Annotated in this window: 13 protein-coding genes; 4 read left to right on the top strand and 9 right to left on the bottom strand. The window is 57.9% G+C overall.

Features of this window, described 5'->3' with window-relative positions; genetic code table 11:
* Positions 1–7: 7 nt before the first annotated feature.
* The 5 genes from ABRP31_RS09480 to ABRP31_RS09460 form a co-directional block, all read right to left on the bottom strand.
* Complete coding sequence (locus ABRP31_RS09480) at positions 8–1,357, bottom strand: MFS transporter (protein ID WP_095097082.1); 1,350 nt, start codon at positions 1,355–1,357, stop codon at positions 8–10.
* A 164-nt stretch (positions 1,358–1,521) separates the two neighbouring features.
* Positions 1,522–2,124 (bottom strand): protocatechuate 3,4-dioxygenase subunit alpha, encoded by a 603-nt coding sequence (gene pcaG / locus ABRP31_RS09475; protein WP_087266210.1) that lies wholly within the window; start codon positions 2,122–2,124, stop codon positions 1,522–1,524.
* A 12-nt stretch (positions 2,125–2,136) separates the two neighbouring features.
* Positions 2,137–2,856: a protocatechuate 3,4-dioxygenase subunit beta gene (pcaH, locus tag ABRP31_RS09470; protein ID WP_027898127.1), complete on the bottom strand. Its 720-nt coding sequence runs from the start codon at positions 2,854–2,856 to the stop codon at positions 2,137–2,139.
* Between the two features lie 111 nt (positions 2,857–2,967).
* Complete coding sequence (gene pcaQ / locus ABRP31_RS09465) at positions 2,968–3,897, bottom strand: pca operon transcription factor PcaQ (RefSeq protein ID WP_349970983.1); 930 nt, start codon at positions 3,895–3,897, stop codon at positions 2,968–2,970.
* Positions 3,898–4,029: 132 nt separating this feature from the next.
* Positions 4,030–4,899: a helix-turn-helix domain-containing protein gene (locus ABRP31_RS09460; RefSeq protein ID WP_349970984.1), complete on the bottom strand. Its 870-nt coding sequence runs from the start codon at positions 4,897–4,899 to the stop codon at positions 4,030–4,032.
* Between the two features lie 122 nt (positions 4,900–5,021).
* On the opposite strand from ABRP31_RS09460, the gene pobA reads away from it, so the two are divergent.
* The gene (pobA, locus tag ABRP31_RS09455; RefSeq protein WP_349970985.1) at positions 5,022–6,206 is read left to right on the top strand and encodes a 4-hydroxybenzoate 3-monooxygenase; all 1,185 of its coding nucleotides are present in this window, start codon (positions 5,022–5,024) and stop codon (positions 6,204–6,206) included.
* Positions 6,207–6,540: 334 nt separating this feature from the next.
* Here pobA and fahA read toward each other — a convergent pair whose 3' ends face one another.
* Complete coding sequence (fahA, locus tag ABRP31_RS09450; protein ID WP_349970986.1) at positions 6,541–7,839, bottom strand: fumarylacetoacetase; 1,299 nt, start codon at positions 7,837–7,839, stop codon at positions 6,541–6,543.
* On the bottom strand, positions 7,836–9,155 hold the full coding sequence (gene hmgA, locus ABRP31_RS09445; RefSeq protein ID WP_349970987.1) for a homogentisate 1,2-dioxygenase: 1,320 nt from the start codon (positions 9,153–9,155) through the stop codon (positions 7,836–7,838). Before hmgA ends, fahA begins: the two co-directional genes overlap by 4 nt.
* 261 nt (positions 9,156–9,416) lie before the next feature.
* Here hmgA and ABRP31_RS09440 point away from each other — a divergent pair, with 261 nt between their 5' ends.
* Entirely contained in the window at positions 9,417–10,223 is an 807-nt protein-coding gene (locus ABRP31_RS09440) for an IclR family transcriptional regulator (protein WP_349970988.1), read from the top strand.
* 237 nt (positions 10,224–10,460) lie between these two features.
* On the opposite strand, the gene hppD is transcribed toward ABRP31_RS09440, so the two are convergent.
* Entirely contained in the window at positions 10,461–11,549 is a 1,089-nt protein-coding gene (gene hppD, locus ABRP31_RS09435; protein WP_349970989.1) for a 4-hydroxyphenylpyruvate dioxygenase, read from the bottom strand.
* A gap of 143 nt (positions 11,550–11,692) precedes the next feature.
* The gene (maiA, locus tag ABRP31_RS09430) at positions 11,693–12,331 is read right to left on the bottom strand and encodes a maleylacetoacetate isomerase (RefSeq protein WP_349971013.1); all 639 of its coding nucleotides are present in this window, start codon (positions 12,329–12,331) and stop codon (positions 11,693–11,695) included.
* Positions 12,332–12,613: 282 nt separating this feature from the next.
* Between maiA and glcD the strand changes: the two genes are divergently transcribed.
* Together glcD and glcE are read left to right on the top strand one after the other, a co-directional pair.
* On the top strand, positions 12,614–14,113 hold the full coding sequence (gene glcD / locus ABRP31_RS09425; RefSeq protein ID WP_349970990.1) for a glycolate oxidase subunit GlcD: 1,500 nt from the start codon (positions 12,614–12,616) through the stop codon (positions 14,111–14,113).
* Positions 14,113–15,189: a glycolate oxidase subunit GlcE gene (glcE, locus tag ABRP31_RS09420; RefSeq protein WP_349970991.1), complete on the top strand. Its 1,077-nt coding sequence runs from the start codon at positions 14,113–14,115 to the stop codon at positions 15,187–15,189. The genes glcD and glcE overlap by 1 nt, the downstream gene beginning before the upstream one ends.

Below are 15,189 nucleotides of genomic sequence, written 5' to 3'. Positions count from 1 at the left end.
CCTGAATTCATGTGGCGTCCGAATGGCTGACCCAGCCTTTGATCAGCACCGCAATGGCCGCCAGTGCCGCAGGCACCACCAGCGCGGTCAGTACTTGCTCGAAATTCCAGCCCAGGCCCAGCAACGTAGCACCCGCCCAGGCACCGAGAATTGCACCGAAACGGCCGATGCCCAGCATCCACGAAACACCGGTGGCACGACCTTGAGTCGGATAGAACCGCGCGGCCAGCGAAGGCATCGCCGATTGCGCGCCGTTAATGCACATACCGGCCAACAGCACCAGCGTCGCCAACACGGCGACGTTACCCAGGCTTTGCCCCACCAGCCAGGCGAACACGCCAGCCAGGAAGTAGGCACAGCCAATCACTTTGTGCGGGTTGTACTTGTCCATGGCCCAGCCCACACCAACCGCGCTTAATACGCCGCCAAACTGAAACAGAGCCCCGATAAAGGCCGATTGTTCCATGCTCGCGCCGCTGTCGCGCATCAGGGTCGGCAACCAACTGGTCAGCAGGTAAACGATCACCAGGCCCATGAAATAGGTTAGCCACAGCAATAAGGTGCCAGCACTGTAAGTGCCGGAGAATATGACTTTCAGAACGTTACGGCTGCGCACGGTTTTCTGTTCCGGCACGCTGAAGTCCTTGGCAGCGTTGACTTCCTGACGGGAGATCGGTGCCAGCACCTTGCGAATGCGGTCCACTCCAAGATTGCGTACCACCAGAAAACGCGCCGACTCCGGCAGCCAGATCATCAACACCACGGTGAGGATCAGCGGCAGAATCCCGCCGAGCATCAACAGGCTGTGCCAACCCATGGCCGGAATCAGCTTGGCGGAAACAAATCCGCCGCAGGCCATGCCGAGGTTGAAGCCGCAGAACATGCTGGTCACCAGCAATGACTTGAGACGCTCCGGGGTGTATTCCGAGAGCAGTGTCGTGGCGTTGGGCATCGCCGCGCCAAGACCCAGACCAGTGAGCAGTCGCAGGATCAGCAGTTGATCGATGTTGCTGCTGTAAGCCGACAACAAGCTGAACAGGCCGAACAGAAACACCGCCACGACCAACACGACCTTACGCCCGAAACGGTCAGCCAACGGACCGGAACCCAGCGCACCGAACACCATGCCGATCAGTGCGGCGCTCATCACCGGGCCAAGGCTTGCCCGGTCGATGCCCCACTCCGCACTCAATGCGGGGGCGATGAAGCCCATGGCAGCAGTGTCCAGACCATCGAGGAACACAATCAGGAAACACAGGATCACCACTCGCCACTGATAACGGGACAAGGGTTGAGCATTGATGAAGGCCTGCACATCCAGTGTGCCAGCCTCGGGCACGCGAGCCGAAAGCGTCATGGTGGTTCCTTGTTATTGTTTTTTGGGGGCGCTATTTGAATATAAACACTGTCTTTGTAGGAGCGCACGAGCACCGCGAGGCCGCGATGGCGGTGTATCAGGCAGACCGCCATCGCGGCCTCGCGCTGCTCGTACGCTCCTACAGATTCGCGTGTATCTGTAAATCAAAAATCGAAAAACACCGTCTCGTCTTCACCCTGCACGCGGATGTCAAAACGGTATGCCAGCTTGCCGTCGACCGTGCAACGCTTGGCAACAAGGGTCTCACGGCGGATCGGCTGTTCGATCAGGTTCAGGACCGGATCTTTTGCGTTGGCTTCAGCTTCGTCGTCGAAATACAGCCGTGTCTGCAGATGGATATTGATGCCCCGAGCAAACAGCGACACGTTGATGTGCGCCGCCATGGGCACACCCGCAGCATTGCGCACGACGCCAGGCTTGATGGTGTTCAACAACCACTGACCATCTTCGCCCGTAGCGGTACGACCAAAGCCGTTGAAGGGTTTTTGTGGATCGTAGATCGGGTCGTAATGACCTTCGTGGTCGGCTTGCCAGAACTCCAGAAAGGCGTCACGGATCAGATGACCGTTACCATCGAAGACGTTACCCAGCAGCACGATGTGTTCGCCCGGTGCATTGGGCAGGACCATTTCGTGAGTGATTTCCAGATCACGGGGCGGATTGCCCGCAGCTTCCAGCGCCAGGCCAATATGCACGTAAGGGCCAGCCGTTTGTGAGGGCGTTTCAGGCAGCAATTGAACCGGCATGTTCTTCGCTCCTTAGCGGTTTTCGAAATGAGTCGCGCGTTGACCACGCAGGACGATGTCAAAGCGATAGGCCAGGCTGTCCATCGGATTGGCCATGCCCATATCGAGCCGGGCAATCAGACTTTGCACCGCGTCCGGGTTGGCGATCGACTTGACGATCGGGCACAACGGGATCAGCGGATCGCCTTCGAAATACAGTTGGGTGATCAACCGCGTGGCAATCGACGGACCACTGATCGACACATGGATATGCGCCGGACGCCAGTCATTGGGACCATTGCGCCATGGGTACGGACCAGGTTTGACGGTACGGAAACTGTAGTTGCCATCGCGGTCGGTCAAGGCCCGACCAACACCGCCGAAGTTCGGATCGATGGGCGCCAGATAGGCGTCGCGCTTGTGGCGATAACGGCCACCTGCGTTGGCCTGCCAGATCTCGACCAGCGTGTGCGGAATCGGCTTGCCATATTGGTCGCAAACCCGCCCGGCGAGAATGATCCGCTCGCCAATGGGCAGACCACCGTTGTTGAAGTTCAGCAACAGGTCGTTGTCGTGCTCGCCGAATTTCAGATGGGAAAAGTCCGGGCCGGTAGCTTCGGAGACCGATTGCGGAATGCTCACCAGCGCCTGACGCGGGGAGCGCAGGATCGAGGTCTTGTAATCGGGTGTCAGTGCTTTGGGGTGCCAGTTTCGGTCACGGACGACGAAACGGCTGCTGCTCGCATCAGACATGCGGTTCTCCCTGGTTTTTTATAATGAGGAGTCTTTGTTGATGTCGCGCAGTTTCTCTCGACTTAACCAAAACCTGAACTGAATAAATCAAACACATCCATATCCAAATGGTTATGGATGATCAGCCTGACCATACGCCTTGCCCACTTCCTGCAGCACATCGACGCACCACTGCGCGGCTCTGGACAATGGCAGCGCCGGATTACTGCAAATGCCCACCGAGCCGCCGGGTTCACGAATACCCAGCTCCAGCTCACGCAGCTCACCGGTGTGCAAATCCTGCTGAACCGCATCGAAGGGCGCGATCCAGATCGCATCGCTGCATTGCACGTAACGGCGGCTCAAGGTTAGCGACAGGGTTTCCAGGCGCTGTCGTGGCGGGCTGATCCCGCATTGCACAAACAGACTGTCGGCGAATTTACGGATAGTGGTACCCGCCAGCGGCAACACCATGGGGTAATTTTCAAGACTTTCACGACGCAGCTCGCCTGCCAGCAACGGATGATCACGCCGCACGACAAGCGTCATGGATTCGCTGTAAAGATGCTCAAACGTCAGGCCTTGAATCTGCGGGCTGTCGGTCATGCGCCCGACCACCAGATCCAGTTCGCCGACCCGCAACTGCGAAAGCAAATAGGCACTGGGGCCGGTCATGACACTGACAATCAGTGCCGGATGACGCTCGTGCAGTCGACGCACCACTTCCGGGACCAACAGGCTTTCCACCGTCGATAACACCCCGAGCCGCGCGGTCACCGGTTCATGCTCGCCAGAACGCAGGCTGTTCACCCCTTCGCGCAACGACTGCACGCTAGGCCCGGCGAAACGCAGAAACGCGACACCCGCCTCGGTCAACGCTGCGCCGCTTTTACTGCGCAGGAACAGTTGCGTTTCCAGCAGGGTTTCCAACTCCTTGAGGGTTTTGGACAAGGCTGGCTGGCTGATCGCCAACTGATCCGACGCCCGCGCCAGGCTGCCCTGTCGGGCCACTTCGAGGAAGCACACCAGATGACGGAATTTGATTCGGGTATCGATGTTCAATTCGGTGGTCGCCTTACTTTTTTACCAATTCGTGATGATTTTCTGTGGTGCACATCGACAACACACAATTACTTGAGTTGGAACACCGCTCCCACAAGGTAATCACATTCCAAACCCAGCCGCTGCGCGCTCTCACCGCTGCCCCCGAAACTGCTTGGGCGACTGACCCGTGCAGCGTTTGAAGAATCGGGAAAAGTAAGCAGGTTCGGAAAACCCCAACCGGTCCGAAATCTGATTGATGGTCAAGGTGGTGTAAACCAGATCGCGCTTGGCTTCCAGCAAAAGGCGCTGGTTGATGATCTGCAACGCCGACTGATCGGTTAGCCGTCGACACAAGCTGTTCAGCCAGGCAGCGCTGATATTCAGTTGCTGCGCGTAATGCTCGATGGACCAGTGCTGCCGAAAATGTTCGCCTACCAGCCGGGTAAACGCCTGGAAGTGCTCGCGGCCGCGCTCGTGGACGGGCATTTCAGGCGACAACGCAGCGCTACGGCGATCCAGCCAGATCGACAGCATAGTGATCAGCGCATACAACATCGAATCACGACCAGACTTATGCTGCGCGTATTCATCGCTGATCGCAGCAAACAGCGGATCCAGCTGCCTGCGCTGCTCACTGTCCACCGTATGGCAATGGGCAGTGCTCAACGCCGGAGTTGCTAACGCCGCGCCCAACTGCTCAGCCAACGGTTGCGCCAGACTGAGGATGTAACCCTGAATATCCGGGGCAAAACTGAAGCGGTGCACGCTCAATGCCGGGATCACTTGCAAGGCAGCGTTTTCAAGCCGCCGGGTAACGCCTTCCACATGCAGCGTTGCCTTTCCGGACTGGACATAGAGCACCTGCACCAGATCGCTGTGGGAATGGGTTTGTATTTCCCAACCGTGGAGCTGACTGCGGTCCGGAATCGACTCGCAATGCAACAGATCCGGTGTTGGCCATAGTGTGGTTTCACCGTAGAGCTTGAACACCGGTACGGTTTCGGCACGAGAGGAACGCATGCCTGCCCTCCTTGCGAGTCATGAAAAGTCCAGAAATTGCAGCGAATAATGTCTTCTTCTTACCCTGTGAGCCACTAAAAATACAGGACACACAAAAACAACAAAACAAAACAGGTCCTGATATGAAAACTCAAGTCGCCATTATTGGCTGCGGGCCGTCCGGCCTGTTGCTTGGCCAACTGCTCCAGCGTGCCGGTATCGACAACGTTATCGTCGAACGCAAAAACCCTGAGCACATCCTCTCTCGAATTCGCGCTGGCGTGCTGGAGCAAGGCACTGTCGACCTGCTCCGTGAAGCGGGCGTCAGTCAACGTCTGGAGAGCGAAGGCCTTCCCCATGACGGCTTCGAACTGGCCTTCGACGGACGCACTGAACGCATCGACCTGCACGGGCTGACAGATGGCAAGCGAGTCACGGTTTACGGCCAGACCGAGGTCACCAGAGACCTGCTGCAAGCCCGCGCTGATGCTGGCGCACTGAGCTTTTTCGACGCAGAGAACGTTCAGCCCCACGACCTGAAAACCGACAGTCCGTACCTGACATTCGAACACAACGCAGAGAGCATTCGGCTTGATTGCGATTACATCGCCGGGTGCGATGGTTTTCATGGTGCATCGCGGCAATCCATCCCTGTCGAGGCGTTGAAGACATTCGAGAGGGTTTACCCGTTCGGCTGGCTTGGCGTGCTGGCGGATACTCCACCGGTCAACGAGGAACTGATCTACGCCCGCCATGAGCGTGGTTTTGCCCTGTGCAGCATGCGTTCCACTACGCGTACTCGCTACTACGTGCAAGTGGATGCTGATGAGAAAGTCGAAGACTGGTCTGATGAGCGCTTTTGGGATGAGCTCAAGCAGCGCCTGCCAGCGTCGGTCGCGCAAAGACTGATCACGGGGCCCTCCATCGAAAAAAGCATCGCCCCGCTACGCAGCTTCGTGGTTGAACCCATGCAGTACGGTCGCTTGTTCCTGCTAGGTGACGCCGCGCATATCGTACCGCCCACCGGTGCCAAAGGTCTGAACCTGGCGGCCAGCGACGTCAACACCCTGTATCGCATTCTGCTCAAAACCTATCGGGAGGGGCGTACGGATCTGTTGCAGCGCTACTCGGAAATTTGCCTGCGCCGAGTGTGGAAAGCCGAGCGGTTTTCCTGGTGGATGACCTCAATGCTGCATCGCTTCCCCGACAACGATTCGTTCAGCCAACGCCTGCAACAGACCGAACTGGATTACTTTGTCAGCTCCGAAGCGGGCCGTCGCAGCATTGCAGAAAACTATGTGGGACTGCCGTTCGAGAATATCGAATGAGCTGCAGCGCCATGAACAGCCCGATGTAGCGCGCTGCACCGCAAAGCAACTGAAAATCAAGGAAAAATTGCTATTTTTGTGGCTGTTCATTTCGTGATCATTGGCCAAAAACCGCAGCCCATATGGCTTTGGCAATGTTATCCACAGACATACCCCCACTTTTCGTGGACAACTTTTGTTGAGGTTTATCAGTCGACACACGTAAGCCCGTAGTGGCGGATTTAGCCGGGAACAGGTTCAGACATTCAGCCCAGTGATATCGTCAAATACAGCGCCTTCCCGGCTAAAGCCGATAAACGACCCGGTTTACGCCCAATATTCATCAATACCGGGCCTAACCGCAGATTACGCCCCGACACTCGCCAAATCCGATCGACACCTGCCCGTCACGTTTGCAGCGGGCGCGCAGGATGACTTCGTCGCCATCTTCCAGAAAGCGCCTAGCTTCACCGCTTGCTAGCTCGATGCTGTGCTTACCCCCTTCGGTCACTTCCAGAAGACTGCCGAACTGCCCCGGTTGCGGGCCGGACAAAGTGCCCGTGCCGAGCAGATCGCCGGGCTGCAGTTTGCAGCCGTTGACACTGTGGTGGGTGAGCATCTGCGCCACGGTCCAGTACATATTCAACGTGTTGCTGCTGGCCAGCACCAGGGCGGGTAAGCCCTGCTCTTTCATCTGCCGGGTCAGTAGCAGTACCTCCAGCTCGATATCCAGAGCGCCACCCTGCTGATCCGCATCATCCAGTAAATAGGCCAACGGCTGTGGATCACCCTCGGGACGCGCAGGTTGTGCACGACGGAACGGCGCCAGTGCCTCGGCCGTGACTACCCAGGGAGAAACGGTCGTGGCAAAGCTTTTCGACAAGAAGGGTCCCAACGGCTGGTACTCCCAGGCTTGCAGATCGCGTGCTGACCAGTCATTGAGCAGGCACAAACCGGCCATATGCTGAGCCGCGTCAGAAATCCCGATGGGCTCGCCATCGCTGTTGCCGGGCCCGACCCAGACGCCCATTTCCAGTTCGTAATCCAGCCGTTTGCTGGGACCGAACTGTGGCACCTCCTGGCCTGGCGGTAATGTCTGGCCATTGGGGCGCTTGACCGGACTGCCGGAAACACACAGCGTCGAGGCGCGTCCGTGATAGGCAATCGGGACGTACTTGTAGTTAGGCAACAGCGGATTGTCTGGCCGGAACAGCTTGCCGACGTTCATGGCGTGATGAATACCGACGTAGAAATCGGTGTAGTCGCCGACACGCGCCGGCATATGCAACTGACATTCGCTCATCGGATGCAGCAGCGATTCGTTGAACGCTTGCAGACGCGCTCGCTGAGGGCTGTGCTCATCCAAAAGATGCAGCAACTCACTGCGCAAAGCTCGACGCCCTTGGGCACCCAAAGCAAAGAAATCATTCAACTGATCACGACTGGCGGCTTCAGCCGCGTCTTGCGCAGCACCCTTGAAGAAGCCCGCTGCCAGGGCGGCTGGAAGATCGAAAATAAAGTCCCCGATAGCCACACCGCCCCGCCGGGCTGAATCGCCGCGACTGAAGACGCCCAGGGGCAGATTCTGCAACGGGAAGTCAGCGTGGCCGTTGGCGGAGGTCACCCAGCTGCGGCTGTGTGCAGACATGTTCATTGCGGTGTTCCTCTATTCAAAGGCCGTTTAAAAGTCTTCGCCATACCGGTCCAGCAGGCGTCGTAATCGGTTTGCAGGTGCGGGCTTCGCAGGGCATGCAGACTTGGGCGCAAGACTTTGCCGGTTTCGAACATGAAGGCCATGGTGTTATCGATCTTGTGGGGCTGCAATTGCGCGGACGTCGCCTTTTCAGCCGTAGCGTTATCCGGGCCATGGGCGCTCATGCAGTTGTGCAAAGACGCGCCACCAGGCATGAAACCCTCGGCTTTGGCGTCGTAAGCCCCCTCGATCAGCCCCATGAACTCGTTCATCAGGTTGCGGTGGAACCAAGGCGGACGGAAGGTGTTTTCCGCCACCATCCAGCGAGGCGGAAAGATCACGAAATCGATATTGGCCTGGCCGTGTACAGCACCTGGAGAGGTCAACACGGTAAAAATCGAAGGATCCGGATGATCGTAACTGACAGTGCCGATGGTGTTGAAACGACGCAGATCGTACTTGTACGGCACGTTGTTGCCATGCCAGCCCACCACATCGAATGGCGAGTGATCCAATTGCGTAGCCCATAACTCGCCGAGGAATTTCTGCACCAGGGTCACCGGCTCATCGCGCTCTTCAAACCAGGCGCCAGGGACGAGAAAATCCCGTGGGTTCGCCAACCCATTGCTGCCAATCGGCCCCAGTTCCGGCAGGCGTAACGCGCAACCGTGGTTTTCACATACATAACCTCGGGCGGTCGCATCCAGTAACTGCACGCTGAAGCGCAGGCCGCGGGGCAACACGGCGATTTCTTGCGGTTCGATATCGAGCAGGCCCAGTTCAGTGACAAGGCGTAAACGGCCCAGTTGCGGCACGATCAGCCATTCCCCATCGGCGTTGAAAAAAGCCCGCTGCATCGAGGCCGTGGCAACGTAGTTATAGAGCGTTACGCCTTCGGCCTGATCGGCTGCACTGGTGCTGGCCATGACCTGCAGGCCATCAATGAAGTCCGTGGGATCGGAAGGCAATGCAAAGGCGTTCCAGCGCAGGCGATTAGGCGTGATGGCCCCCACTTGCTGGCCGATGATCTGTCGATCCAGCCGCTGATAATGCGGATGGCTGGCGGAGGGCTTGATGCGGTAAAGCCAGGTTCGTCGGGCTTCAGCACGGGACACCGTAAATGCAGTGCCTGACAGCAACTCGGCGTACAGACCCAAGGCATGCTTTTGGGGCGAGTTCTGCCCTACCGGCAATGCACCGGGCAAGGCTTCACTGCTGAACTGATTACCGAAGCCGGATTGATAAACCAGCGGCCCGGAAGACTGATGAGAGAACATCGGAACCTCTTCTTGTTTTTATAAGTAATCGCGCTGTCGCACAGCAAACACAGACCCTGAGCTCACCGAGGTTACGAGGCCAGCGATAACGGTTTGTCTGACCATCCGCTATCGCTGGCCTCGTAACCTCAGTGAGCGCCTACAGGATTGGACCTGCTAGAAATTACACCTAACAGAAAACGATTACGCATAACGTAATTTGAGTTTGCAGGCCGGTCAAGCTATAAAGCAGCCTCCTCAGACCGGCGTAGCCTCCCCGAAATGACCGCAACGACTGCAGACACCGAAAGCCCCGCAGGCGGGCGCCAACAGAAGGTTCAAGCCGCTGAAGTGGGCATGGGCATTCTCAAGGCGCTGGCTGAACTGGCGCCGTCCACCTCGCTGTCAAAACTCGCCGAACATGTGTCGATGCCAGCCAGCAAGGTGCACCGTTATTTGCAGGCGCTGATTGCCAGTGGGTTTGCCGAGCAGGATTCGGTGACCAACCATTACGCACTGGGTCGTGAGGCGCTGTACGTGGGCCTGGCGGCGGTGGGTCATCTGGATGTATTGAAAATCACCGCGCCACATTTGGCCGCCTTGCGCGATGAACTCAATGAAACGTGCTTTCTCGCGGTGTGGGGTAACAAGGGACCGACCGTGGTGTACGTCGAACCATCCAGTGGTGCGGTGACGCTGGTGACTCAGGTCGGTTCCGTACTGCCGTTGCTGAGTTCATCTACCGGCCTGGTGTTTGACAGCTTCCTCACCCAGAGCGAAACAGCCCAACTGCGTGATCAGGAGTCGGCGCCTTTAAACGCGGCGCAATTGCGTGAGATCGAGCAGCACGTAAAAGATATTCGCAGCAGCGGCGTACATCAGATCCGCGGGTTGTTGATGGCGGGTGTGAATGCGGTGTCATCGCCGATTTTCAGCGTCGGCAACAAGCTTGCCGGGGTGATCACCATGGTTGGTTCGGCATCGGTGTTTACCGATGAGCGTCAGGCCCAAGCAGCGCAGCAGTTGCGGGCGACAGCGCGGGTGGTGAGCGCGCGTATGGGTGGGGATGTGACGATATTTGAGGGTTGATGCCTTCCTTCATTTGATCGGGGTCCTAACTGGGGGAGCAATGTTTGCCTGGAATTGGGTTTACACACCATCGCGAGCAAGCTCTGCTCCCACAAGTAGAACGCATTAACACCTTTCTTGAATTGACAGTGCGGCCCTGTGGGAGCAGAGCTTGCTCGCGATGACTTGGTAACCCAATGCGAGACAAGCAAAGCTTCCACAGTTAAAACGCAATCCAGCTCTGCTTCTGAGCCAGCCCTACTCCACCGCCAATACCCCTCGCTTGATCTGGTCGCGCTCGATTGATTCAAACAGCGCCTTGAAGTTGCCCTCGCCGAAACCGTCGTCCCCCTTGCGCTGGATGAACTCGAAAAACACCGGGCCCATCAGGGTTTCGGAGAATATCTGCAGTAATAGACGCCGCTCGCCTCCATCAGAAGAGCCGTCCAGTAAGATACCGCGGCTTTTCAGTTCGGCCTCCGGTTCGCCGTGGTTGGGCAAGCGGCCTTCGAGCATTTCGTAATAGGTTTCCGGTGGGGCAGTCATGAACCGCATGCCGATGGCTTTCAGCGCGTCCCAGCTCTTGATCAGATCGTCGGTAAAGAACGCCACATGCTGGATGCCCTCGCCATTGAACTTCATCAGAAACTCTTCGATCTGCCCTGCCCCTTTGGACGACTCCTCGTTCAACGGAATGCGGATCATGCCGTCCGGCGCGGTCATGGCCTTGGAGGTCAGACCGGTGTATTCGCCCTTGATATCGAAGTAGCGAATCTCACGAAAGTTGAACAGCTTCTCGTAGAAATTCGCCCAATACGCCATCCGCCCGCGATAGACGTTATGGGTCAGGTGATCGATAAACTTCAGGCCTGCGCCCACCGGGTGGCGATCCACGCCTTCGATGAAGTTGAAATCGATGTCATAAATCGAAGTGCCCTCACCAAAACGGTCGATCAGATAGAGCGGCGCACCGCCAATGCCTTTGATGGCTGGCAGGCGCAACTCCATTGGACCGGTGGCGATTTCAACGGGTTGAGCACCGAGATCAAGCGCTCTCTGATAAGCGAGGTGGGAATCCTTGACCCGGAACGCCATGCCGCACACCGACGGGCCGTGCTCGGCAGCGAAATATGAAGCCGGACTGTTGGGTTCGTTGTTGAGGATGATGTTGATATCGCCCTGACGATACAGCACCACGTCTTTAGAACGGTGCACCGCGACTTTGGTAAAGCCCATGATCTCGAACACAGGCTCAAGGGTATTGGGCGTCGGCGAAGCGAACTCAATGAATTCAAAGCCCATCAGGCCCATTGGGTTCTCATATAAATCGGCGTGTAAATCAGCCATGGTCTGGCTCCTTGCAGGAAAGTGGATTAGCGGATGGTCGCGATCACCTTCCTGCGGGCGGTGCACAGGGGATTCCTCGTACGCTGCGAGCGAGGAAATCACCAAAGATCAGTTGCAAGCCAAGAATTTTCATAAGAACCAGACTACTCCGGCTTGTCCGGTTGCGCATCGGGATGCGCAACCTGAAATGCCCAATGGTCCATCGCCAGTTTTTCAACCCGCAAGATGCGGGGGTAACGCATCAAGTCAACATTGAAACGGCGGGCGGCGTAAATCTGCGGCAGCAAGTACACATCGGCCATGCTCGGCAAGACCTCGTCAAAGCAATAGCCCTGATCGCCGATCATCTGCTCCACAGCCGTGAAACCTTCGCCAATCCAGTGGCCAATCCACTGATTGACCTCATCCTCGCCATGACCCAGGCCACGTAAGCGATTGAGCACCGAAACGTTGTGCAACGGATGAATATCGCAGGCGATCAACGAGGCAACCGCCCTCTGTGCAGCGCGAAGTTCAAGCTGTGGCGACAACAACGGCGTATCAGGATAGCGGTCTTCAAGGTATTCGATGATTGCCGTGGATTGGGTAACGACCAGACGGTCATCCACTCGTAATGCTGGAACCCGGCTCTGCGGGTTTATAGCCCGGTATTCAGGTTTGAGATGCTCACCGCCGTCGCGGATCAGGTTGACCGGGATCGCGGTGTAATCCAGGCCCTTCAACGCCAGAGCAATGCGCACCCGGTAACTGGATGTCGAGCGGTAGTAGGTGAAGAGATCCAGGGACTGAGTCATTTTTATTATTCTGATAGTGGACCGGCCGGGCGGCGTTCCGTTTAGCCGGGAGAGCTCGGCGGCTTCAGCACGCCACCTGCACTCCGATCAATTTACGTAAACGACTTACGCAATACGTAAACTGCGTGATTGGCGAGCCGCTGTCAATCGCGTCTCAGACTAAAGGGCGACTCGAAAGCATGGACAGATCCGTCTGGAACCCCTAATGATGCAAGTTGCCTGATGTCCCAGAGCTGCCCCGATAAAAACAACACAGGGTCACGACGGATCATGAACATTCTCTACGACGAACGCGTCGATGGCGTGCTGCCGGTTGTCGACAAACAACAACTGCTGGCAGAGCTGCAACGCCAATTACCGGACCTGGACATCCTCCACCGTCCGGAAGAACTGCGCCCGTATGAGTGCGACGGGCTGTCGGCCTATCGCACCACGCCGATGCTGGTGGCCCTGCCCCGGCACCTTGAAGAAGTCCAGACCCTGTTGAAAATCTGCCACCAGCGCCACGTTCCAGTGGTTGCGCGCGGTGCCGGCACGGGTCTATCAGGCGGTGCATTGCCGCTGGAAACGGGTGTGTTGTTAGTGATGGCGCGCTTCAACAAGATTCTCGAAGTTGATCCCGCTGCGCGTCTTGCTCGTGTGCAGCCTGGCGTGCGTAACCTGGCTATTTCTCAGGCGGCGGCGCCCCATGAACTGTATTACGCACCCGACCCTTCCTCGCAGATCGCCTGCTCTATCGGGGGCAACGTTGCTGAAAATGCGGGTGGCGTGCATTGCCTGAAGTACGGCCTGACCGTGCATAACCTGCTCAAAGTTGAAATCCTCACCGTCGAAGGTGAACGCCTGACACTGGGGTCAGAGGCGCTCGATTCACCGGGCTTTGACCTGTTGGCCCTGTTCACAGGCTCCGAAGGCATGCTCGGCATCATTACCGAAGTCACGGTCAAGCTGCTGCCCAAGCCCCAGGTTGCAAAAGTGCTGCTGGCGGCATTCGACTCGGTGGAAAAAGCCGGGCGCGCCGTGGGTGACATCATTGCAGCGGGAATCATTCCTGGCGGTCTGGAGATGATGGACAACCTGGCGATCCGTGCCGCCGAAGACTTCATTCACGCGGGTTATCCCGTGGACGCCGAAGCGATTCTGCTCTGTGAACTGGACGGGGTCGAAGCCGACGTTCATGACGACTGCGAGCGGGTTCGAGAGGTGCTGACCAAAGCCGGGGCGACAGAGCTTCGCCAGGCCAAAGAAGAAGCCGAACGCGTGCGCTTCTGGGCGGGTCGCAAAAACGCATTTCCGGCGGTCGGCAGACTCTCGCCGGATTACTACTGCATGGACGGCACCATCCCCAGACGGGAACTGCCCGGAGTGCTGCAAGGTATTTCAGCCTTGTCTGAAGAGTATGGCCTGCGGGTCGCAAACGTATTTCATGCCGGCGACGGCAACATGCACCCACTGATTCTGTTCGATGCCAACCAGCCCGGTGAGCTGGAGCGCGCCGAGGCGCTAGGCGGCAAAATTCTTGAACTCTGCGTCAAGGTCGGCGGCAGCATCACCGGTGAACACGGGGTGGGCCGCGAGAAAATCAACCAGATGTGCGCCCAGTTCAACAGTGACGAGCTGACGTTGTTTCACGCAGTCAAAGCCGCCTTTGATCCCGGCGGCATGCTTAACCCCGGCAAGAACATCCCGACGCTGCATCGCTGTGCCGAATTCGGCGCGATGCACGTGCACATGGGCAAGCTGCCCTTCCCTGATCTGGAGCGCTTCTGATGATCGCTGATCCGCTTCTTCATCAGCCTGATGACGACGCCAGCGCGGTGCTGCTGGAGCAAGTCAATCACGCGCTGCAAACCATGACGCCGCTGCGTATTCAGGGTGGCAATAGCAAATCTTTCCTCGGGCGTGAAGTGGCCGGAGAAATACTCGACACCCGCGCGCACCGGGGCATCGTCAGCTATGACCCGACCGAGCTGGTTATTACTGCCCGCGCAGGTACGCCGCTGCAAGAGCTGTGTGCGGCGCTGGATGCTGCCGGGCAGATGCTGCCCTGCGAACCGCCGCATTTTGGTGAAGCGACGGTGGGCGGCATGATCGCCGCAGGACTGTCCGGCCCCCGACGCCCATGGGCCGGATCGGTACGCGATTACGTGCTTGGGACGCGAATCATTACTGGTCTGGGCAAGCACCTGCGCTTTGGCGGCGAAGTCATGAAAAACGTCGCTGGTTACGACCTGTCGCGATTAATGGCGGGTAGTTTTGGTTGCCTGGGAGTACTCACCGAAGTCTCCCTGAAGGTCCTGCCCAAACCCCGGTTGTGCGCCAGCATCGCCCTGGAAATGGACAGTGCCCGCGCCTTGGCACGTCTTGCCGAATGGGGGCAGCAGCCCTTGCCAATCAGTGCGGCAAGCTTTGAAAACGGTCTGCTGCGCCTGCGTCTGGAAGGCGGCGAAGGCTCGGTGGCGGCCGCCCATGAGCGGCTTGGCGGGGAGCGTATCGACCCGAGCTATTGGCAGGAACTGAACGAACATCAGCTGGATTTTTTCACCAGTGGTTCACCGCTGTGGCGCTTGTCCCTGCCCAACAAGACTGGCGTGCTGGATCTTCCAGGCGAGCAACTGATCGATTGGGGCGGTGCGCAACGCTGGCTGAAATCCGATGCGGATAGCGCAGCGATTCGCGCCACTGTCAGCGCAGCTGGCGGCCATGCGATCTGTTACAGCCATGGTTTGCAAGACAATCCGTTCCAACCGCTGCCAGCGCTGTTGCTGCGCTACCACCGCCAGCTCAAGGCTCAACTCGATCCCCACGGAGTGTTCAATCCGGGGCGGATGTACGCGGAGATCTGA

Origin of the sequence: Pseudomonas caspiana (genome assembly GCF_040224095.2) — a bacterium.
Classification (GTDB): Bacteria; Pseudomonadota; Gammaproteobacteria; order Pseudomonadales; family Pseudomonadaceae; genus Aquipseudomonas; species Aquipseudomonas caspiana.
The sequence above is the reverse complement of the archived record's forward strand: the minus strand, read 5'-3'. Positions and strand labels throughout refer to the sequence as shown.

Coding starts and splice junctions, on each gene's coding strand:
- ABRP31_RS09480 (WP_095097082.1), bottom strand. CDS start 1,357: ATGACGCTTTCGGCTCGCGTGCCCGAGGCTGGCACACTGGATGTGCAG.
- pcaG (WP_087266210.1), bottom strand. CDS start 2,124: ATGCCGGTTCAATTGCTGCCTGAAACGCCCTCACAAACGGCTGGCCCT.
- pcaH (WP_027898127.1), bottom strand. CDS start 2,856: ATGTCTGATGCGAGCAGCAGCCGTTTCGTCGTCCGTGACCGAAACTGG.
- ABRP31_RS09460 (WP_349970984.1), bottom strand. CDS start 4,899: ATGCGTTCCTCTCGTGCCGAAACCGTACCGGTGTTCAAGCTCTACGGT.
- pobA (WP_349970985.1), top strand. CDS start 5,022: ATGAAAACTCAAGTCGCCATTATTGGCTGCGGGCCGTCCGGCCTGTTG.
- fahA (WP_349970986.1), bottom strand. CDS start 7,839: ATGAACATGTCTGCACACAGCCGCAGCTGGGTGACCTCCGCCAACGGC.
- hmgA (WP_349970987.1), bottom strand. CDS start 9,155: ATGTTCTCTCATCAGTCTTCCGGGCCGCTGGTTTATCAATCCGGCTTC.
- ABRP31_RS09440 (WP_349970988.1), top strand. CDS start 9,417: ATGACCGCAACGACTGCAGACACCGAAAGCCCCGCAGGCGGGCGCCAA.
- hppD (WP_349970989.1), bottom strand. CDS start 11,549: ATGGCTGATTTACACGCCGATTTATATGAGAACCCAATGGGCCTGATG.
- glcD (WP_349970990.1), top strand. CDS start 12,614: ATGAACATTCTCTACGACGAACGCGTCGATGGCGTGCTGCCGGTTGTC.
- glcE (WP_349970991.1), top strand. CDS start 14,113: ATGATCGCTGATCCGCTTCTTCATCAGCCTGATGACGACGCCAGCGCG.